The following is a 20526-nucleotide window of genomic DNA, read 5'->3' as shown; positions in this document are numbered from 1 at the left end:
CGCCAAAAAGAGCCCTCATCCGCCAGGTTTTCAGCGCAGATCAGGCAATAGAACGGCGGAGAATTGAAATGCAGTCCACGGCGGTCGACCCCGAGGCGATCAGGCGGTTCGCAAACGGTCAGATGATTTCCATGGCGAAACTCGTTCTGGAGACTGCTTTTCAGCCCATTGTCGAGGCGACCACCGGAACAATATTCGGTTACGAATCCCTGATGCGCGGCTACGACCGCATCGGCTTCGATAACCCGCTGGAACTTCTCGACCACGTCGAAGCCGATGGCCAGTTGGTTTCGCTGGAGCAGATGCTGGCAGGGCGGGCTCTGGCCAAGTTCTCCACCTTAGCTGAATTTTCATCGGCCACGCTGTTCCTCAATCTCGATGTCCGGCTCATTCGCCATGGCGACGCCATTCTGGATACCTTGCTGGAGCATCTGGCAAAGGCCTCGATACCGCCCTCCTCCATATGCTTCGAGCTTTCGGAACGCTTCGATAATACAAGCGTGCCGGAGTTCAGCGCCCTGATCACACGTATGCGCCGCGAAGGCTTCAAGCTCGCCATTGACGACTTCGGCGTTGGTCATGGCGAAATGAAGCTGCTGTGCGATTTTCCGGTCGACTATCTGAAGATCGACCGCTACTTCATCGAAGGCGTGGATCGAAATCCGCGCAAGCGACACATGGTCAAGAACATCGTCAACATTGCGCATGTGCTTGGCGTGCGGGTGATTGCCGAGGGCATCGAGACGGAAGCGGAATTTCTGGCCTGCCGCGAGTATGGTGTCGATCTGGTACAGGGCTGGTTCATTTCACGCCCCACCACCTTCATCAGCGAATTGCAAGGCGCCTTTCCGCACCTTCAGCATCTGGGCGAAGCGCGCCGCAACAGCCAGACGCTGGACGAAATCCTTATCCGTCGCCAGATCGAGCGGCTACCGACCGTTTTCGAAAACGACAGCATCGACAGCGTGTTCGAGCTGTTCCGTCGCAATCCCTCTCAGGCGTTCTTCCCCGTTCTGAACGCCAATGGTGAGCCGCGTGGCGTCATCAACGAATATCATCTCAAGGAATATATCTATCAACCGTTCGGGCGCGATCTGCTGAAAAACAAGGTCTATGAGCGAACGATTTCGCACTTCGTGGATGGCGCGCCCATCGTCGGCCTCGATGCCGATGCGGATCAGTTGATGAACATCTTCGCCAATATGGGCGGCAGCGCCTGCGTGATCCTGACCGAGAACATGCGCTATGTCGGCGTGGTCTCCGCCGCTTCGCTCATCAAGGTCATCAACGAGAAGCAGCTGAAGCTGGCGCAGGAGCAAAACCCGCTCACCGCCCTTCCCGGCAACCGTGCGATAAGCGGTTTTATCGAGGACGCCTGTGGCGACGATGATGAAAGCCGTTTCTTCTGCTACTGCGATTTCGATAACTTCAAGCCGTTCAACGACAAATACGGCTTCCACATTGGCGACCATGCCATCAGCCTGTTTTCGGCACTCATGCGACGCTATTTCTTCGCAGGCGGCTGCTTCCTCGGCCACATCGGCGGCGATGATTTCTTCATAGGCGTGCGTGACTGGACGAAGGACGAGCTGACCGAAATTCTTGAGCGTCTGCTGAGCGATTTCCATGACGATGTAGTTGAACTCTACTCCGACGAGGATCGCGCTGCGGGCCAGATCAAAGGACATGACCGCTTCGGTAACGAGCGCGATTTTGCGTTGCTGCGCTGCTCCATCGGCGTGCTGAAGCTGCCGAAGGGCCTGATCATCGGAGCTCCGGAAAAGATCGGCTCGGAAATTGCCTGCATCAAGAAAGCTGCGAAGGAAAGCGATTCCGGGCTGATTATTCGTAGTTACGGCGAGAAGGAGTGATCGCCGTGAGGCGCATCTGAGGTTCCGCTTTTCGCCGATATGCTCTGACTTTCTGTTTCACGCATTCTCCGGGCGCAAAACCACTTCGCGCCTTTGCTGGAAATCCTTCATACCTTGATGTCGTAGGTGACCCAATTGGTTCGTGTCGCCAACTTGTCATAGACCGCGCGACCGCGATAATTATTCTCGGCGGTAATCCATCTTACGACCGACCATCCTTCGCTGAGGGCTACCGCCTTGACACCTTCGATCAACGCTTCGGCGCAGCCGGTGCCACGCGCTGATGGCGAGACGAAAAGATCATCGAGATAGCAGCCAGTCGTCGCGGACAACGGTCGGGCGAACGGCCGAAAATGTGTGATCCCGGTCAGCCGTCCGTCTGCATCCACCGCGACAAGGCCCCGTGACTCCTTGCTATCGTCATGCAGCCACGCCCATACCGTGTCTCGCATTTCGGCCGTCTGCACGACATTGTAGAAAGCCGCATAGCCTTGATACAAAACATCCCACCCTGCTCGATCCTCAACCCGAACGGCCCGAACAACGACCTTGTTCATCAAAAGTCCTTCCTAAAATTCAGTGGGATAAGCAGGTTTTAAAATGAAGATTATCGCAGCAGCGTCAAAAGGTCTTCTTTAATTAGAAGTCTGTCTGACCTAAGTTCCCATTATTGAGAACCTTTGAGGAGGCCATCCGTGACCCTGCCAACCACCATGCGATATGTCGATCTGCCGAGCTTTGGCGGCCCTGAGGTCATGACGTTTTCGAACGGCCCCTTGCCTTTGCCGAAGGCCGGAGAAATACTCGTAAAGGTGCAGGCAGCGGGCATAAACCGACCGGATGTGGCGCAGCGGCAAGGCAATTACCCTGCTCCGAAGGATGCAAGTCCCGTCCTGGGTCTGGAGATTGCCGGAGAGGTCGTGGCGCTTGGCGACGGCGTTGGCGAGTACAAGATCGGTGATCACGTCTGTGCCCTGGCAAATGGCGGCGGTTACGCGGAATATTGTGTGGTGCCCGCCGGTCAGGCCCTCCCCTTTCCTGAAGGATATGATGCGGTCAAGGCAGCGGCACTGCCGGAGACGTTCTTTACCGTGTGGGCCAACCTCTTCCAAATGGCTGGTCTGACCGAGGGCGAGAGCGTGCTGATCCATGGCGGCAGCAGCGGTATCGGCACGACGGCCATCCAGCTTGCCAAGGCGTTTGGCGCTGAGGTCTATACAACGGCGGGCTCGAAGGAAAAATGCGATGCCTGCGAAAAGCTTGGCGCAAAACGAGCGATCAATTACCGCGAAGAAGATTTCGCTGCCGTCATCAAGGAAGCGACCGGCGGCAAGGGCGTGGACGTCATTCTCGACATGATCGGCGCCTCCTATTTCGAAAAGAACGTCGCCTCGCTGGCCAAGGATGGCTGCCTTTCCATCATCGCCTTCCTCGGCGGCACGATAGCCGAAAAGGTCGATCTACGCCCCATCATGGTCAAGCGCCTCACAGTCACCGGCTCCACCATGCGCCCCCGTACCGCTGACGAAAAACGCGCCATCCGTGATGAGCTGGTAGAGCAGGTCTGGCCGTTGCTGAAAACAGGCATACTCGCGCCGGTCATCCATGATGTGATTGATTTCGCGCAGGTTGCGGAGGGTCACAAGTTGATGGAAAGCAGCGGGCATATCGGGAAGATTGTGATGCGGGTCTCGTAAACCCATGCAACGCGTCTGTTGTTTTCATTGACAACAGACGCCAATGTTGTCATCGTTGACAACATGAAGGCCGTTCTTATCGAAAAAACGCGCAAAGTCATCAGTGAAGCGGCCTTTTTCGAGGTTGTACTTTGGCATTTGCCGGAACCTGTCCCTGGTAGTGGACATCCATTCAAGTATCGGCTGGCGTTAGTGATCAACGGCGAGTGCGTGCTTCGATACGATAACGAACGTGGCAAGGGCGACCATCGCCATATTGATGGACAAGAGGAATCCATCGTGTTTCTGGGTTTGGAAGAGCTTTTTGAGGCGTTTGAAGCCGACATGGAAAGGATGCTGAAATGACGACATTGACAGTGCGGCTCAGTACAATGGACGACATGAAGGCTCGTTTTGCGAAGGCAGGACAACGCGCAATGTCTGGAAAGGCATTAGAAGCCAAGCCTTCGATCGAGTTTTCGAACTACGACGACCTCCACCGCATTCTTGCGCCGCTAAGACTGGCGATCGTCAAAGCACTGGTCGGGCAAGGGGCGCTTTCCATCCGCGAAGTGGCGCGTCGCGTTGAACGCGATGTTCAGGCGGTGCATCGGGACATTACAACGCTGATCAATTCCGGGATTATCGACCGGCATGAGAAGGGCGTGGAATTTCCTTACGATCAAATTCATTTCGAGTTCGATGTGACTGCTGAAAAGGCCGCTTGAATTCGTCACCCCTTGCAATCCCCGCGAATCGTATTACCTTCTTCTTATGTTCAACGTAGTGAAAGGAAGGTGATCCAATGTCTAGTGAGATTTCGGTCTTCGTAGCAGGCAATGGAAAGGATTTGATTTTGACGAGGCAGCCCTCGGCCTGATCCGCCTTCCCTTCGAAACGTTGCTAAACGTTTCGGGTCTGAAACAATGACCAAACTCATGGAAGGGTCGCGCAAGCGACCCTTTTCCTTTTTATCAATCATTTTGTCGTTGACATCGTGTCCAAAACACTCCGCCAAGCTTTTGCTTGGCTTATGACATGATGAGATTTGGACCGGCGGCTTTCGTCCACCGACAGCCCTCCAACTTTGGTCATCCTCGGGCTTGACCCGAGGATCCACGCCCTAGGGTGCCGCCATGGATCCTCGCCTCAAGGGCGAGGATGACGGAGTGGGTTTGTTGGCCGCCCCATCAATTCGTATTGCCCAGGGTTTTCCAACAACCGCATCCGGGCAGCAGTGGACTTGCGCTGGAATGGCAGCAGAGGGGAACTGCTTTCAGCAAGCTCACAGTCCTTTTCCCACACCTTCCTACTTCCGAAACACCTTCCACCGCGTCGGGCGAAAACGCACATCGTTGCCCACCGCCACTGTTGCATCCAGAGGGACTTCGATTTCGAGGTGATACGGCTCATGGCCATTATTGGCGATGTCGATTTCGGCGATGCGGGTGCCTGCGAGGCGGCGGCAGGTGGTGACTTTGCCGTAGAGGGCGTCGCGCTCGTCCGTCAGCACCACGTCTTCCGGGCGGAAGAACAGGTCGCCAGCGCCCGCCTCGCTCTCACTGATGCCAATGCTTTCGCCTTGGAACAGCACATGGCCGTCCTTGATCGTGACTGGCAGGTTGGAGGATTCGCCGATGAAGGAGAACACGAAAGGGGAGTTCGGCGTGTCATAGACGTCATCCGCCGTGCCGACCTGTTCGATCTTGCCCTGGCTCATGACGACAACGCGGTCGGCCAGTTCCAGCGCCTCTTCCTGATCATGCGTGACGAAAACGGTGGTGTGGCCGGTGCGGTCGTGGAATTCGCGCAGCCAGCGGCGCAGTTCCTTGCGCACCTTGGCATCGAGCGCACCGAAGGGCTCATCCAGAAGCAGGACGCGGGGTTCGATGGCGACCGCACGGGCAAGCGCCACGCGCTGGCGCTGACCGCCGGAGAGCTGGTTGGGGTAGCGCTTTTCGAGACCCGAGAGATGCACCATGTCCAGGAGTTCCGAAACGCGCTTGCGGATTTCCGCCTTTGGCGGGCGCTGAGAGGATGGGCGTACTTTCAGGCCAAAGGCGATGTTATCGGCCACGGTCATATGCCGGAACAGCGCGTAGTGCTGGAACACGAAGCCGACGTTACGCTCCTGCACCGTGCGGTGCGAGGCGTCCTCATCCCCGAAGAAGATCTGCCCCTGCGTGGGCTGTTCCAGACCCGCGATGAGACGCAGAAGCGTCGTCTTGCCGGAGCCGGATGGGCCGAGCAGCGCGATCAGTTCGCCGGAGCGGATATCGAGCGACACGTCGTTCAGCGCCGGAAAGCGATCGAACTGCTTGGTGATGCCGGAAACTTTCACTTCCATAAATATGCCCTTCAATGCTTGCCGGCAGCGTTGCCCGCGCCAAAGCGTAGTTCGAGAATGGTTTTGAGAACAAGGGTAACGAGCGCGAGGCCAGCCAGAAGCGTGGCAACGGCGAAAGCGGCACCGATATTGTACTCGTTGTAAAGAATTTCGACATGCAGCGGCATGGTGTTGGTTTCGCCGCGGATGTGGCCCGAGACCACCGAGACAGCACCGAATTCACCCATGGCGCGGGCGTTACACAGAAGTACGCCGTAGAGCAGTCCCCATTTGATGTTGGGCAGCGTGACGTACCAGAAGGTCTGCCAGCCGGATGCGCCGAGCGAAATCGCCGCTTCCTCGTCTCCCGTTCCCTGATCCTGCATGAGCGGTATCAACTCACGCGCGACGAAGGGGAACGTCACGAAGATGGTGGCGAGCACGATGCCCGGCACGGCGAAGAGGATTTCGATGCCATAGCTTTTGAGGAACGGCCCCAGCACGCTGTGCGAGGAAAACAGAATGACATAGACCAGACCGGAAATGACCGGCGAGATGGAAAATGGCAGGTCGATCAGCGTGATCAGAAACGCCTTGCCTTTGAACTCGAACTTGGCGATGGCCCAGGCGGCAGCGACGCCGAAGATGAGGTTGAGCGGCACCGAGATGGCCGCGACCAGCAGCGTCAGGCGGATGGCCGAGAGCGCATCCGGCTCGACGATGGCCTCCCAGAAGGCTTCCGCACCCTTGCGGAAGGCTTCGAAAAACACCGATACCAGCGGCAACACGAGGAAGAGCGCCAGAAACAGAAAGGCGAGCGTAAACAGAGCCAGCTTTGCGGGCAGCGCTTCGCTGGCGGGATCACGAAACGGGCGAGGTTTCAATGCGTGCGTGTTCTCAGGCATAACCGTACCTCTTGCGGCTCCACGCCTGAATGAGATTGATGACGAAAAGCATCGCGAAGGAAATGATCAACATGATCGTGGCGATGCCGGTCGCGCCTGCGTAATTGAACTCCTCCAGCCTGATCACGATCAGAAGGGGTGCGATTTCAGAGACATAAGGAATATTGCCGGCGATGAAGATGACCGAACCGTACTCCCCCACCCCGCGCGCGAAGGCGAGCGCGAAACCTGTGAGAATGGCAGGCGTGAGGCTCGGCAGCAAAACCCGGGTAATGGTCTGGAAGCGATTGGCACCAAGCGTTGCGGCCACTTCCTCCACCTGCCGGTCGATCTCTTCCATCACCGGCTGCACGGTGCGCACCACGAATGGCAGACCGATGAAGATGAGCGCGATGACGATGCCGGTTGGCGTGAATGCGATCTTGATACCGAGAGGTTCGAACAGCGCACCGACCCAGCCGCGATTGGAATAAAGCGCGGTGAGCGCGATACCGGCAACGGCTGTGGGAAGCGCAAAGGGCAAATCCACGATGGCATCCACGAAGCGGCGACCGGGGAAGCGGTAACGCACCAGCACCCATGCGATGATGACGCCGAAGACGGCATTGACGAGTGCCGCGATGAATGCCGTCCCGAAGCTGACACGCAATGCATTCAGCGTTCTGCTGTCGGTAGCAATCGCTATGAAGTCAGCAAGGCCAAGTTTTGCCGTGGACCAGATGAGGCCACCGAGTGGGATCAGAATAATTAGAAACAGGTAGGTAATCGTGTAACCGAGTGTCAGGCCAAATCCTGGCAGGACACTCGACTGACGCCACTTCCATCTGCTGTGCGATGGGGTATTGCTCATCAAGGCTCCGGGTAACGTGGTGGCTGCAAGCAGCCGACTTCCATTCGAGCATCAGTCCGATGCTCCGATGCACCAACGACCGGCCTTTTGAGCCGGTCGATCCTCATAGCGGCCCGGGAAGTTGCCCTAGGGCAGACAACCCGGATTTTTCGCATCATCCACTTACTTTGCGGGCTTGTAAATCTGGTCGAAGATGCCGCCGTCACCGAAATGTTCCGGCTGCGCCTTTGCCCAGCCACCGAAGATCGGATCGTCGATGGTGACGAGCTTGATGTCCGGCAGTTGTTTCAGGAGATCCTTGGAAACGACCGATGGGTTGGACGGGCGGTAGAAATGCTTCGCCGCAAGGTTTTGGCCTTCATCAGAATAGAGATATTGCAGATAGGCTTCAGCGGCCTTGCGTGTTCCCTTGGCGTCCACATTGGCATCGACGACTGCAACCGGCGGCTCAGCCAGGATCGAGATCGGCGGAACGACGATATCGAAAGCATCCGCTCCGAATTCCTGGCCGGCAAGATAGGCCTCATTTTCCCATGCCAGCAGCACGTCGCCGATCTGGCGCTGCGCAAACGTCACGGTCGAGCCGCGAGCGCCAGTGTCGAGAACGGGAGCACGCTTGTAAAGCTCACCCACATAAGCCTTGATCTTTTCCTGATCGCCCTTGAATTCTTCATTCGCCCAGGCCCATGCCGCCAGATAATTCCAACGCGCGCCGCCGGATGTCTTGGGGTTTGGCGTCACGATCTGAATATCGCCCTTGACGAGATCGCCCCAGTTCTTAATGCCCTTCGGGTTACCCTTTCGGACCAGAAACACGATGGTGGACGTGTAAGGCGATGAGTTGTGCGGCAGGCGCGTGCGCCAGTCGGCGTTGATCTTGCCGCCGTTTTTTACGATGGCATCGATATCGCTCTGCAATGCGAGCGTCACCACATCGGCCTCGAGACCGTCGATGACCGAGCGAGCCTGCTTGCCGGAGCCGCCATGCGACTGCTGAATGGTGACGTCTTCACCCGTGTCGGCCTTCCACTTCTTGGCGAAAGCCTCGTTGAAGTCCTTATAGAGTTCGCGGGTCGGATCATACGACACGTTCAACAGCTTCGTTTCTGCCGACGCCGTTCCCACAGCACCCAATGTAACCGACAGACTGAGCGCGACAGCGCTGAGGCTGGAAAGAAATTTCGACATCACTACCCTCCTGGATGCTTCGGCCTTCAACGTAACGGCTGTGAAAAACTAATCAATCTGTCCGACGGCAATCGCAAAAGTGTTTCCCCTCGGCAGAGTGTGACGATAACAAATGCGCCGCTCGCCCATAAGAAGACGCAATAAGTTGCACAGGATGATCGCAGGAAAAGCAAAAACAGTTCTCGTTTTCCTCACAATTTCGTCCTCTGCCCACATAAAATTCTGTTGAATAGAATAGCATTTCAAGATGAAAGAGCCAATCAGCCAATCAGAGAGCAACAGAAATCTACAAAAATTAGAGAAAATGTGATCTAACCCCTTGCAATTTCGGCTGACTTGCCCTTATGTCGCGGCGATAAGGTGTATCAATTTGCTATTTCTGGGACTCTTTTGCGCGTAAGTTCGCCGGAAGAGAGATATTTGCTCAACACCCCAGCATAGAAGAATAGCCATTCCTGTCATCTGTTGCGTGTTTCTGGGATTATCGAAACAGTAAAGTTTCGGAATCGAGAAATGACGATCAATACGCCTTCGCAAGACATTTCCAGCAACGACATAGCATCGCTTGACGCCGAGCTGGCGGGCCTTGGCCTTGCCGAAAGGCTGGCACTTGTTGCGGGACTTGGAGCGCGAACGGTATTTACCACCAGCCTCGGCATCGAAGATCAGGTGATTACCGCCGCTATCGGCACGCACCGACTGCCCATCGATGTTGCAACGCTCGAAACCGGCAGGCTGTTTCCCGAAACCGTAAAGCTGATCGCTGAAACGGAAGAACGATATGGCATCGATATCAAGCGGTTTTATCCCGAACAGGACGATATAGACGCTTACGCCGCAAAATATGGCCTCAACGGCTTTTACGACAGCGTAGAGGCTCGCCACGCCTGCTGCCATGTGCGCAAGCTGGTGCCGCTGGCGAAAGCGCTGGAAGGTGCAGGTTTCTGGATCACGGGTCTGCGTCGCGGCCAGTCAGGCAATCGCGCGATGACGCCTTTTGCGGAATATGATGCGGATCGCAACCTCATCAAGATCAACCCGCTGGCCGACTGGGATATCGATACGATCAAGGCCCATGTCACGGTGGAAAACATTCCCGTCAATCCCCTTCACGCACGCGGGTATCCCTCCATCGGCTGCGAGCCGTGTACCCGCGCCATCAAGCCCGGCGAGCCAGAGCGCGCCGGCCGATGGTGGTGGGAAAATGACGAGAAGCGTGAATGCGGTCTCCACGTAGCCGATCAGGCGCAAGCTTCGACCATACCCACCGCCCACCAGAGCTAATTTCCAGATTTAGTACATTGCCGGAGTTTAAAATGTCCAATGCAGTTCCGGAAACGGAAGGCAACAGCGTAAGCAGCCCCAAGCAGCCGCTCGATCCTCATCTCAAAGCCCTCGAAAACGAAGCCATTCACATCTTTCGCGAAGTTGCAGCCGAGTTCGACCGACCGGTGATGCTCTATTCCATCGGCAAGGATTCGTCCGTGCTGCTGCATCTTGCGCGCAAGGCGTTCTTCCCGGGGCGCATCCCCTTCCCGCTTCTGCACGTCAATACCGGCTGGAAGTTCAAGGAGATGATTGAATTCCGCGACAATATCGTCAAGGAATACGATCTCGATCTGATTTCCTATACCAACCCGCGTGGCGCCTCTGAGAATGTGACGCCATTCACGCATGGTTCTGCGCTCTATACCGATATCATGAAGACGGAAGCGCTGCGTCAGGCGCTGGACGCCGGCAAGTTCGACGCCGCTTTTGGCGGCGCGCGCCGTGACGAAGAAGCAAGCCGCGCCAAGGAGCGCATCTATTCCTTCCGCACGCCGGACCATAAATGGGACCCGCGCAACCAGCGCCCGGAACTGTGGAACATCTATAACGGCATGGTTCGTCAGGGCGAAAGCGTTCGCGCATTCCCGCTCTCCAACTGGACCGAGGTCGATATCTGGCGTTACATTCAGGCGGAAAATATTCCGCTGGTGCCGCTCTATTATGCTGCGGAACGCCCCTATATCGAGCGTGACGGCATGATGATCCTCGCTGAAGACGAGCGTCTCGAGCTCCAGCCGGGCGAAGAGATCAAGTATGATTCGATCCGTTTCCGCACGCTGGGCTGCTTCCCGCTGACGGGCGCGATCCGCTCCGAGGCGACAACGCTGGACGAAGTGATTTCCGAGCTTGAAATCGCCACCGTTTCTGAGCGTCAGGGTCGCGCCATCGACCGCGACCAGTCCGGCTCCATGGAAAAGAAAAAGCGCGAGGGTTACTTCTGATGACACAGAACGCAAACGCGCAATCCGCGACCATCCTGCCATTTGTCGAGCCAGCGAAATCCGTCAAGGACACGCGCCCGCTTCGCCTCATCACCTGCGGCAGCGTGGATGATGGCAAGTCCACCCTGATCGGCCGTCTGCTTTGGGACACCAAGGCGGTGAAGGAAGATCAGGCGGCGACGCTGAAGCGTGACAGCGGTAAGCAGAACGATCTCGGCCTGCCCGATTTTGCGCTGTTGCTCGATGGTCTTCAGGCCGAGCGCGAACAGGGCATCACCATCGATGTCGCCTATCGTTATTTCGCCACCGACAAGCGCGCCTTCATCGTAGCCGACACGCCCGGCCATGAGCAGTACACCCGCAACATGGCAACCGGCGCTTCGACCGCCGATCTCGCCGTGCTGCTGGTCGATGCCCGCACCGGCATTCTGGAGCAGACCCGCCGCCACGCCACCATTGCGGCCCTGATGGGCATTCGCCAGTTCGTGCTGGCCGTCAACAAGATCGATCTGACCAATTACGACAAGGCCGGTTTCGAGCTGATTGCGCATGAATTCAGGGAATTCGCGCTGTCGCTCGGCATCAAGCAGATCACAGCAATCCCCATGTCGGCGCTGAAGGGTGAGAACGTGGTTCTTTCGGCCAAGGCATCCATGCCGTGGTATGAAGGTCCAACGCTGGCCGAAACGCTGGAACTTGCCACTGTCCGCTCCACCCAGACCGGTGGCTTCCGCCTGCCCGTCCAGCGGGTTTCCCGCCCCGGCGAAAGCTTTCGTGGGTACCAGGGCACAGTTGCCGGTGGTGCGGTGAAGCCGGGCGACTCCGTCGTCATCCTGCCATCCGGCATGGTCGCCAACGTCAAGCAGATCGTGACCTTCAATCTCGTACGCAATGCTGCCGTTGCAGGCGATGCCATTACCCTCGTTCTGGACCGTCAGGTCGACGTCTCGCGCGGCGACATGATCGTTTCCATCGACGCACAGCCGCAGACGGGCCTCGCCTTCGACGCGCAGATCGTGGCGTTGCAGCCGGGTGGCATCGAGCCGAACAAGCGCTACTGGCTGAAAAGCGGCAGCCGCCGCCAGCGTGTGAGCGCGCAGCCGGTGACGCAGCTGGACCTCAAGAACGGTCAGTGGCTTCCCCACGCCGATACGCTTCAGATGAACGCCATCGGCAAGGTTCGTCTGGCCTTCGATGAAACTGCGATCTTCGATCCCTATGAGCAGAACCGCGCCACAGGTTCCTTCATCCTCATCGATCCCGATACCAACAATACGGTGGCGGGCGGCATGATTCTAGCCAAGAGGAACGCCACGGACCGCGCATCCAGCGGCGAACGTGTCATCCTCTCGATTCCAGCCGATCTGGCGGAGGCGCTTCTGGCGAGCGAACTTCTCTCCAGCCGCCGGGATGAGATCGACATAAGGCGAACATCGGGCAGCAATGCCGCGAGGGTTTTGGGTGAACTGGATTAAAGAAAAGGCGTCGGGCAAAACCCGGCACCTTTTGAACTTTGTGGATTGGGGTGATCAATGCTTCAGAAAACGAACATCCACAGCAGTACCACCACGAAAAACGGAACGCCCAGCGCCCATAAAAGCATAGCTCTCAGCATATTTTTCTCTCCTCTATGTGAATAGAGAATGCCTGCCTGACAGGAATGTTCCCCGCAAATGGGAAAGGCCACGCGCAACGCGAGCGAACGGGGCACCTCACAAGAAAGATGGGCTGTATTCTTTCCCGCAAGTTTTAAGGCGCGATCCTGGTGCTTCAAAAGGAAGATTGAGAGTCGTGATCACAAGCGTGAAGGAGCGGCGCGTGACGAACGGAAACAATTTCCGAACAGGAAATATAATGGAAAAAATCATTTATTATTAGCTGTTTATCTGGTCGGAGTGAGAGGATTCGAACCTCCGACCCCGTCGTCCCGAACGACGTGCGCTACCAGACTGCGCTACACTCCGTGACCAGCGGCGTTTCTATAAACCAGGCTCCTGCACTCGACAAGCGGCGTTTGAGAATTTTTTGTGACAGATTTTTGCCGCCCCAAAATCATGCGGCGCGCAGCAAAATCGTTACAAAAAAGCAATTGTGGCAGGAAATCTTTCAACAGGCATCATCTGCCCCCTGCCCCTTCTTTTCAAATCTGCTAGGGGAAAAGCATTTCCAGTCTTCCCTTATAAAGGACACCCCTCATGCGATTTCGCAGCGTAGCGCTTGCAGGACTTGCCATAGCCCTCTCGGCCTGCACCACGACCCCTTCCATCGCTCCCAAGAACGCAGTCGAGACGCGCTGGGTTGGTCAATCGGCTGGCGTATTTTTCGCCAAGTTCGGCCCGCCTCTGAGCGACGTCGAGTCCGGCAGCACGACGACCTATAACTGGCGCGGCGGATACAAGACCACGACTATACCTGCGAAATACGACGAAAAGAACGGCAAGCGCGGTCGCCAGATTTCGCCTGCCCGTAAGGCCTATCTCTCCTGCACGGTGCAGATGACCGTTGGAGAAGACTATAAGATCCGCTCGGTCCGCACAGTTTCCGACCGCCCCGGCGTGAACGGCCCGAGCTATTGCGCGGAGTTTCTTGCAGCGGATTGATCGCTTCGAGGACATATATTTCCGAATTTCAATGCCCGGTTTCTCCGGGCATTTTTATCCTCTCATAGAGTATGCCAAGCGGATCACGTTACGACGCAAAGCCGAACAGCGACCCGTAAGGGGTACGGTCAAAATGCAGCTTCACTAGCCGGTGACAGGCTGAAGCGACCCTTGATAAGGTACCTGCTGAGCCTACCTTGCGTAAACTACGCTCCCGGTCACATTTCATTCTCAATCCTCAAAACGAGAACGCAGGATTGCATGCGTTGTCTCTACTCGTCATCGTTTATATATTGATGCAGATGCATGAGGACAGATTTTATCCGATTAATGTGTTTGGAGTGACTTTCAATTCTCCTGGACGGACACTGACAGGTTTCTATAATTTTTCCAACGGAGACAACTCATATGGCTAAGTCGACCGTTCCTAGTATTTGGCAAACCCCTACTACGAATGTTTTCACAAAGCAGTTTGAAATAGGCCTTGGGGATCATATGGCGGTGCGTTATGCACGTAGCGAGCCGCTCCCTTTCGGTCGCTTCGCCGGTTTCATCACCCTTTGCACCCTTTCTATCGGGCTCTTCTTCGCTTTCGACACTTGGCAAAGGGAAGAGCACGTGCTCGCTGCGGCTATCGTCGTGGGAGCAATTGCTGCTGGTCCCGCTCTCGCGTGGCTTGTTTACGGGTTCTTTCGCGCGCAGTTTATCGGATTCTGGAAAGGGTTTCTCGAAACTCGCGAAGCGATTGATGTTCCGATGGAAATGACTGTGGACGCCAAGGGAGTTTTCATCCTTATACGCCAACAAACATGGCTCTGCCCATGGAACAGTCTTGTCTCGGTCGAAGAGGACGCAGAACGGTATTACTTCTGGACCTCTAAGTTTCAGGCGCACATACTTCCGAAACGAGTATTTGAAAATGACGAGGCTGAAGCTTTCGCGAAAGCCTTACGCAAATGGTGGGGTGAAGATCCTGTTTCTCCACCTCGCCGATTAGGCGTTCGCACAGAGAACGTCTGACGCGTACAGAACGAATTTTTTTGCAGGAGTAATGGCTGGGGCGCCAGGATTCGAACCTGGGAATGCCGGTACCAAAAACCGGTGCCTTACCGCTTGGCGACGCCCCAACAGGCAGGTTGGCGAAAAAGCCGATTGCCCGAACGGCGCCTGATTAGCAAAGCAAAGCGGCAGCGGCAATCATTATGTTCACGGAAACGCAACATTTCTTGTGGGTGGTGCGCATGCTTCATGTTAGGTCGTGGTTCAGTCTCTCAACAGCTTTGCGGCATCCATGGCAGAACCAGTATTCGACCTTGAATTTCAACCTGCCTACGGAACGGCAATACCGGTGGCACGCAGTGTTCAGCGAATAACCGTCAACAACCCTTCCGCATTCACCTTTCATGGCACGAACAGCTATATCGTCGGGAATAAGTCGGTTGCCGTGATCGATCCCGGGCCGGAGGATGAGGCGCATTTTCAGGCTTTGATGGAGGCGCTGAAAGGCCGGGAGGTGACGCATATATTCGTCAGTCATACACATCGCGACCACTCACCGCTGGCTGGAAGGCTGAAGCAAGTGACAGGCGCCTTGACCGTGGCGGAGGGACCGCACCGCGCGGCGCGTCCGCTACATGAGGGAGAGCGCAACCCATTCGCGGAAAGCTCCGATACCGAGTTCATGCCGGATATCGCGCTTGGCGACGAAGAGAGCATTTCGGGCGACGGCTGGTTTCTGAAGGCGTTGCACACGCCGGGGCACACTGCAAATCACGCGGCTTTTGCGCTCGATGACGATGGCATCGTATTTTCGGCGGATCACGTCATGGCATGGGCAACCACCATCGTCGCGCCGCCGGATGGGGCGATGAGCGATTACATGGCCTCGCTGGAAAAGCTTCTAAAGCGCAAGGACCGGCTGTTTCTGCCCGGCCACGGCGGACCTGTTAGCGACCCCACCGCCTTCATGCGGGGGCTACGCGCGCACCGGCGCATGCGGGAGAAAGCGGTGCTGACACGGATCAAGGCCGGAGACCGCACGATCCCCGACATGGTAAAGATCATCTACCGCCGCACCGACCCTCGCCTCCATGGCGCTGCCGCGCTTTCCGTGCTTGCGCATATCGAAGATCTTATCGAGAAAGGCATGGTGCAGACCGATGGAGCGCCTTCGATCAACGGCATTTATGTTCCGATCTGAAGCATCAGCGATACATGCCACACGCTTTAGGGATGAAGCAATGACGGTTGCATACAGCTATCGCCAGGACCCTTCCGTTCCGGACTTTCCGGACGACAGGCCGCTGATCGTCTTCGACGGCGAATGCGGTTTCTGTTCCCGCGATATCGATTTCGTACTTCGCCATGACAGCCAAGGACTGTTCCGCTTTACGCCCGCGCAATCTCCTCTCGGCACGGCATTGATGCGGCACTATGGCTGTAGGACCGACAATTACGAAACCAGTCTGCTGATCGACAATGGGATCGCCTATGCTTATTCGGACGGCGTGCTGCGGGTACTCGAGCTCATGGGCGGGAAGATCGGAATGGCAGCACTTCTCCGAATTGTGCCGCGCTTCATTCGCGATGGCGTCTACAATCTCGTTGCTCGCAACCGCATGAAAATCGCCGGGCGGCGTCAGGCCTGCCGAATGCCGGCGCCTGAAGAGCGCGACCGCTTCGTCTGACACCAATCAGTTATCGTTTAGCCCCTGCATTTCGGCATCCAGCGCGTCGAGATAGGCCTTTGCGATCTTCGCTCCCATACCGAGATCGTGCGGGCCGAAGCGGGAGGCGACGCGGATGTCGACCAGCGTGGTTTCGGTGTCTTCCTTGAGGCGGATGAGGACGTCGAAGCGCGCGCCCCAGACCAGCGTGCGCATGTCTCCCTGTATCAGAACGACACCGCTGCCGTTGAAAAAGGTCGGGGCGGGAGCGTCTGCGGGCCTTGCCAGTGGCACGGGGACGATAGCTGGCAGTTCTTCGATGGGCGCATCGGTTGCGCCTTCCTGCTGGTCCTGTTTCGGCACGCCGGGCAGCACATCCGGTATCGCACCAATCAGGCCATCCGTGTGGAGGATGCGGATGTTCTGGGCGCGTGCAACCTTGCGGGCAGCGGTGTAGACGCGATCTATCGCGCCCTCATAGCGGTGGCCTGCGAGGCTTGGATAGGCCGAAAGCTGCAAATCCCGATCGGCTTTCGAAACCATGGCCGCACGCGGCATCCACTGTTGATTGGCTGAGGGAATTGAGAGCCAGTTCGGTGCATCCGCGACATCCGTCGAGACATCGTAAATCTTCGGCTGCTGCCAATAGAGAAAGGCCGCGAAGCCGACGACGCCGAGTGGAATGGAAGAGAGCAGCATCGCATAGAGCGACCACATGCCACCCTTCGCCCCTGCCGACCAGAGGCGTTGCAGGCCGATGAGGGCAAGCAGAAGGGAAACGGCGGCAATCCCGGCGGAAATCAGCGTCAGGGCCACGAAATCAGGGGTTGTTAGCGGTCCGAATCGATGGAGGGGTGCTGCTATGGCGAAAAGCAACAGGGCGGACAGCCCGAGATAACGGGAAAGATAGGCCGCATGGGAAACGGGGCGAACGAAACGCACAGTCATGAAACGAGCACCCGCAGGCATATTCAGTGGCGACGAAGCGCTCCAGAAAGAACCATTCCCTCTGGAATCACCGTTATGAATTCCTCATAAAGCGTTTCGAACGCAAATGGAATCGCTTCACCTTTATTTGCAGAAGAAGAGGGTAGCCTTAGGCCTCATACGGACTTTTCTAAAGGAATGAAGAAGCGTATCAGTACGTCAGAGATTCCAGCCAAAATTGGCTGTCAGTGGGAGTGGACATGATGCGCGTTTCCATCGTTTTCGGAGCACTTGCAGCGACGCTGGCGCTGACCGCCTGCCAGACCCTGACGCCCGAAGAGCGGCGCGCGCGCGATGAAGCGACCTGCCGAGGCTATGGATTCCGCATCGGCACCGACCAGATGGCACGGTGCCTGCTGGATCTGGACCTTGACCGGCGCGCCGATGCGCGCGCCTGGCAGGCGCAGGTCAACCGCGATATGTTCTACCGCCCGGTGGTGGTGGAGCGCCGGATCATCGTGCAAAACCGCTGACGGACACGACCTTCCTGTCCGGCTCAGCCTGCTGCTTTTCCGCCATAGAGAGCGTCGCCTGTGCTGCAGCGAGCCGGGCAATCGGCACACGGAATGGTGAGCAGGAGACATAATCCAGCCCGGCGTCCTCGCAGAAATGGATCGAAGCCGGATCGCCGCCGTGTTCACCGCAAATACCGAGTTTCAGCTCCGGTCGGGTCTGGCGTCCGCGATCTGCCGCAATGCGTATCAATTCTCCGACGCCATCGAAATCCAGTGACACAAACGGATCGCGCTCGATGATGCCCTTGCGCTGATAGGTGTTGATGAAGCGAGCCGCATCGTCACGCGAGATGCCGAAAGTCGTCTGCGTCAGGTCGTTGGTGCCGAAGGAGAAAAACTCCGCAGCTTCGGCGATCACATGCGCACGAAGGGCAGCACGCGGAAGCTCGATCATGGTGCCGGTCAGATATTCCAGCGTCATGCCCGTTTCCGTTGCAACCTCGGCGGCGATGCGGTCGATGACGCCGCGAACGTAATCCAGCTCCGAGCGCAGACCGACGAGCGGCACCATGATTTCCGGCACCACCGGCGCACCGGTTCTGCGGGCGGCTTCCACCGCAGCCTCGAAAATGGCGCGGGCCTGCATTTCGGCAATTTCCGGATAGGAAATGGCCAGACGGCAGCCGCGATGGCCGAGCATGGGGTTGAACTCGTGCAGCGCATCCAGCCTTTGGCGAAACAGCGTCTGCGGCATGCCCATGGCAGCGGCCACCTCGACGATCTCGCCATCGGTCTTCGGCAGGAATTCGTGCAATGGCGGGTCCAGCAGGCGGATCGTCACCGGCAGGCCGTGCATGATGGAGAAGAGATCGGTAAAATCCTCGCGCTGCATCGGCAGCAGCTGGTCCAGCGCTGCGCGCCTGCCCTTTTCGTCCTCGGCAAGGATCATTTCGCGCATCACCTGAATGCGCTCCCCCTCGAAGAACATGTGTTCGGTTCGGCACAGTCCAATGCCTTCCGCGCCGAAAGCGCGGGCAGAGCGGGCATCGGCAGGTGTATCGGCGTTGGTGCGGATGGTCATGCGGCGCGCGCCATCGGCCCACTGCATCAGCTTACCGAAATCGCCAGAAAGCTCCGGCTGCGTCATCGGCACTTCGCCTTTCATCACTCGGCCGGAGGAGCCGTCGATGGTGATGACATCGCCCTTTTTCAAAATGCAGCCCATGCCGATCAGCACGCCGTTGCGTAAATCCACCCGCATGGAGCCTGCCCCGGAAACGCAAGGAATGCCCATGCCGCGTGCGACGACCGCCGCATGGCTGGTCATACCGCCGCGTGTGGTCAGAATGCCTTCGGCGGCGTGCATGCCGTGAATGTCTTCCGGGCTGGTTTCCATGCGAACCAGAATGACGCGTCGGCCCTCGGCTTCCGCCGCCACCGCCTGATCCGCGGTGAAGACGATCTCGCCCGATGCCGCGCCGGGGGAAGCAGGCAGGCCGGAGCCGATGACGGGACGTTCGACCGACGGATCGATGGTGGGGTGCAGCAATTGATCGAGAGAGGAAGGCTCGATCCGGCAAACGGCTTCGTCGGCGCTGATCAATCCCTCACCCACCATATCGACGGCGATCTTCATCGCCGCGCGCGTTGTCCGCTTGCCGCAGCGGGTCTGAAGCATCCACAGCGTGCCGCGCTCGATGGTGAACTCCATGTCCTGCATGTCGCGGTAATGGGTTTCCAGCCGCTCGCAAATGGCCATGAATTCCCGGAATGCCTCCGGCATCAGCTTTTCCATCGAAGGCTTGTCGGAGCCGGACACGATACGAGCGGCTTCGGTGATGGATTGCGGCGTGCGGATGCCCGCGACCACATCTTCCCCTTGAGCATTGACGAGAAATTCGCCGTAGAGTTCACGCTCGCCCGTGGACGGATTGCGGGTGAAGGCAACACCGGTGGCCGAGGTCGAACCGAGATTGCCGAAAACCATGGCTTGCACGTTGACCGCCGTTCCCCAGTCACCCGGAATATTGTGCAAATGGCGGTAGGTGACGGCGCGGGTGTTCATCCAGCTTGCAAAGACGGCACCGATCGCGCCCCAAAGCTGGACCTCGGTGTCCTGCGGAAAAGGCTCACCCAGCTCGTCTTCGATCAGGCCCTTGTAGAGCGAGACGATGTGCCGCCACTCATCGCCAGACAGATCCGTGTCGTATTCGTAGCCGAGGCGACCTTTCTCATCTTCCAGGATTTCCTCGAAGATTTCGTGATCCAGCCCCATGACGACATCGGCATACATCTGGATGAAGCGGCGGTAGCTATCCCATGCGAAACGAGCGTCGCCGGAATCCTGCGCCAGCGCCTGCACGGTTTCGTCGTTAAGGCCGAGGTTCAGCACCGTGTCCATCATGCCCGGCATGGAGGCGCGGGCACCGGAACGGACGGAGAGCAGCAGCGGATGGGAACCGGCACCGAACTTGCGACCGGTAATGGCTTCCATACCGGCAATGCCACTTGTCACCTGAAGCTTCAGGTCTTCAGGAAGAGAGCGCCCGCCCTGATGGTATCGTGCACACGCTTCGGCGATGATGGTAAAGCCCGGCGGCACCGGCAGACCGAGCGAGGCCATTTCGGCAAGATTTGCACCCTTGCCGCCCAGTATGGCCGTATCAGTCGCCCGCCCCTCGGCCTCACCATCGCCGAAGGTATAAACCCATTTCTTCATCTGTACGCTCTCC

At 57.5% G+C, this 20526-nt stretch carries 19 protein-coding genes and 2 tRNA genes; 12 read left to right on the top strand and 9 right to left on the bottom strand.

Features of this window, described 5'->3' with window-relative positions; translation table 11 throughout:
- Positions 1–68: 68 nt before the first annotated feature.
- Complete coding sequence (locus tag G6L28_RS03015; RefSeq protein WP_174062300.1) at positions 69–1871, top strand: GGDEF domain-containing protein; 1803 nt, start codon at positions 69–71, stop codon at positions 1869–1871.
- A 107-nt stretch (positions 1872–1978) separates the two neighbouring features.
- On the opposite strand, the gene G6L28_RS03010 is transcribed toward G6L28_RS03015, so the two are convergent.
- The gene (locus G6L28_RS03010) at positions 1979–2428 is read right to left on the bottom strand and encodes a GNAT family N-acetyltransferase (protein WP_174062299.1); all 450 of its coding nucleotides are present in this window, start codon (positions 2426–2428) and stop codon (positions 1979–1981) included.
- 156 nt (positions 2429–2584) lie between these two features.
- Here G6L28_RS03010 and G6L28_RS03005 point away from each other — a divergent pair, with 156 nt between their 5' ends.
- The 3 genes from G6L28_RS03005 (at position 2585) to G6L28_RS02995 (ending at position 4275) form a co-directional block, all read left to right on the top strand.
- The gene (locus tag G6L28_RS03005; RefSeq protein WP_174062334.1) at positions 2585–3568 is read left to right on the top strand and encodes an NAD(P)H-quinone oxidoreductase; all 984 of its coding nucleotides are present in this window, start codon (positions 2585–2587) and stop codon (positions 3566–3568) included.
- 63 nt (positions 3569–3631) lie between these two features.
- On the top strand, positions 3632–3913 hold the full coding sequence (locus G6L28_RS03000; protein ID WP_174062298.1) for a toxin-antitoxin system TumE family protein: 282 nt from the start codon (positions 3632–3634) through the stop codon (positions 3911–3913).
- Positions 3910–4275: a transcriptional regulator gene (locus G6L28_RS02995; protein WP_174062297.1), complete on the top strand. Its 366-nt coding sequence runs from the start codon at positions 3910–3912 to the stop codon at positions 4273–4275. The genes G6L28_RS03000 and G6L28_RS02995 overlap by 4 nt, the downstream gene beginning before the upstream one ends.
- A gap of 581 nt (positions 4276–4856) precedes the next feature.
- Here G6L28_RS02995 and G6L28_RS02990 read toward each other — a convergent pair.
- The 4 genes from G6L28_RS02990 to G6L28_RS02975 all read right to left on the bottom strand — a co-directional run bounded on the left by G6L28_RS02990 (position 4857) and on the right by G6L28_RS02975 (position 8816).
- Positions 4857–5894 (bottom strand): sulfate/molybdate ABC transporter ATP-binding protein, encoded by a 1038-nt coding sequence (locus tag G6L28_RS02990; protein ID WP_174062296.1) that lies wholly within the window; start codon positions 5892–5894, stop codon positions 4857–4859.
- Positions 5895–5905: 11 nt separating this feature from the next.
- Positions 5906–6778 carry a sulfate ABC transporter permease subunit CysW gene (gene cysW, locus G6L28_RS02985; RefSeq protein WP_174062295.1) on the bottom strand — a complete coding sequence of 291 codons (873 nt, stop codon included), beginning with the start codon at positions 6776–6778 and terminating at the stop codon, positions 5906–5908.
- Complete coding sequence (gene cysT / locus G6L28_RS02980) at positions 6771–7628, bottom strand: sulfate ABC transporter permease subunit CysT (protein WP_174062294.1); 858 nt, start codon at positions 7626–7628, stop codon at positions 6771–6773. Before cysT ends, cysW begins: the two co-directional genes overlap by 8 nt.
- Before the next feature lie 162 nt (positions 7629–7790).
- Entirely contained in the window at positions 7791–8816 is a 1026-nt protein-coding gene (locus G6L28_RS02975) for a sulfate ABC transporter substrate-binding protein (RefSeq protein WP_174062293.1), read from the bottom strand.
- Positions 8817–9329: 513 nt separating this feature from the next.
- On the opposite strand from G6L28_RS02975, the gene G6L28_RS02970 reads away from it, so the two are divergent.
- Genes G6L28_RS02970 through cysN form a run of 3 tightly spaced genes read left to right on the top strand, consistent with a single transcriptional unit; the run spans position 9330 to position 12561 of the window.
- Positions 9330–10100 (top strand): phosphoadenylyl-sulfate reductase, encoded by a 771-nt coding sequence (locus G6L28_RS02970; RefSeq protein WP_174062292.1) that lies wholly within the window; start codon positions 9330–9332, stop codon positions 10098–10100.
- A gap of 32 nt (positions 10101–10132) precedes the next feature.
- The gene (cysD, locus tag G6L28_RS02965; protein ID WP_027675661.1) at positions 10133–11086 is read left to right on the top strand and encodes a sulfate adenylyltransferase subunit CysD; all 954 of its coding nucleotides are present in this window, start codon (positions 10133–10135) and stop codon (positions 11084–11086) included.
- Positions 11086–12561, top strand: a complete 1476-nt coding sequence (cysN, locus tag G6L28_RS02960) for a sulfate adenylyltransferase subunit CysN (protein ID WP_174062291.1) — start codon at positions 11086–11088, stop codon at positions 12559–12561. Before cysD ends, cysN begins: the two co-directional genes overlap by 1 nt.
- A 412-nt stretch (positions 12562–12973) precedes the next feature.
- Here cysN and G6L28_RS02955 read toward each other — a convergent pair.
- Positions 12974–13050 (bottom strand) — tRNA-Pro (locus G6L28_RS02955).
- 231 nt (positions 13051–13281) lie between these two features.
- On the opposite strand from G6L28_RS02955, the gene G6L28_RS02950 reads away from it, so the two are divergent.
- Both G6L28_RS02950 and G6L28_RS02945 read left to right on the top strand, forming a co-directional pair.
- Positions 13282–13686: a hypothetical protein gene (locus tag G6L28_RS02950; RefSeq protein WP_174062290.1), complete on the top strand. Its 405-nt coding sequence runs from the start codon at positions 13282–13284 to the stop codon at positions 13684–13686.
- A 408-nt stretch (positions 13687–14094) separates the two neighbouring features.
- Positions 14095–14706 carry a YcxB family protein gene (locus G6L28_RS02945; protein WP_174062289.1) on the top strand — a complete coding sequence of 204 codons (612 nt, stop codon included), beginning with the start codon at positions 14095–14097 and terminating at the stop codon, positions 14704–14706.
- 32 nt (positions 14707–14738) lie between these two features.
- On the opposite strand, the gene G6L28_RS02940 is transcribed toward G6L28_RS02945, so the two are convergent.
- Positions 14739–14813: transfer RNA gene (locus G6L28_RS02940), tRNA-Gln, on the bottom strand.
- A gap of 164 nt (positions 14814–14977) precedes the next feature.
- Here G6L28_RS02940 and G6L28_RS02935 point away from each other — a divergent pair.
- Together G6L28_RS02935 and G6L28_RS02930 are read left to right on the top strand one after the other, a co-directional pair.
- A complete protein-coding gene (locus tag G6L28_RS02935; protein ID WP_174062288.1) occupies positions 14978–15886 on the top strand; it encodes an MBL fold metallo-hydrolase in 909 nt (302 codons plus the stop codon).
- A 40-nt stretch (positions 15887–15926) separates the two neighbouring features.
- Positions 15927–16373, top strand: coding sequence for a thiol-disulfide oxidoreductase DCC family protein (locus G6L28_RS02930; protein ID WP_174062287.1), 447 nt, complete (start codon positions 15927–15929; stop codon positions 16371–16373).
- Positions 16374–16379: 6 nt separating this feature from the next.
- Here the strand turns inward: G6L28_RS02930 and G6L28_RS02925 are convergent, their stop codons facing one another.
- A complete protein-coding gene (locus tag G6L28_RS02925; RefSeq protein WP_174062286.1) occupies positions 16380–17300 on the bottom strand; it encodes a DUF1499 domain-containing protein in 921 nt (306 codons plus the stop codon).
- A 242-nt stretch (positions 17301–17542) separates the two neighbouring features.
- Here G6L28_RS02925 and G6L28_RS02920 point away from each other — a divergent pair, with 242 nt between their 5' ends.
- Positions 17543–17812, top strand: a complete 270-nt coding sequence (locus tag G6L28_RS02920; protein ID WP_174062333.1) for a hypothetical protein — start codon at positions 17543–17545, stop codon at positions 17810–17812.
- On the opposite strand, the gene ppdK is transcribed toward G6L28_RS02920, so the two are convergent.
- A complete protein-coding gene (ppdK, locus tag G6L28_RS02915; RefSeq protein ID WP_174062285.1) occupies positions 17793–20513 on the bottom strand; it encodes a pyruvate, phosphate dikinase in 2721 nt (906 codons plus the stop codon). The genes G6L28_RS02920 and ppdK overlap by 20 nt on opposite strands.
- Between the last annotated feature and the right edge of the window lie 13 nt (positions 20514–20526).

It is taken from the genome of Agrobacterium larrymoorei (assembly GCF_013322225.1).
In the GTDB taxonomy this organism is placed as follows: domain Bacteria; phylum Pseudomonadota; class Alphaproteobacteria; order Rhizobiales; family Rhizobiaceae; genus Agrobacterium; species Agrobacterium larrymoorei_A.
The sequence above is the reverse complement of the archived record's forward strand: the minus strand, read 5'-3'. Positions and strand labels throughout refer to the sequence as shown.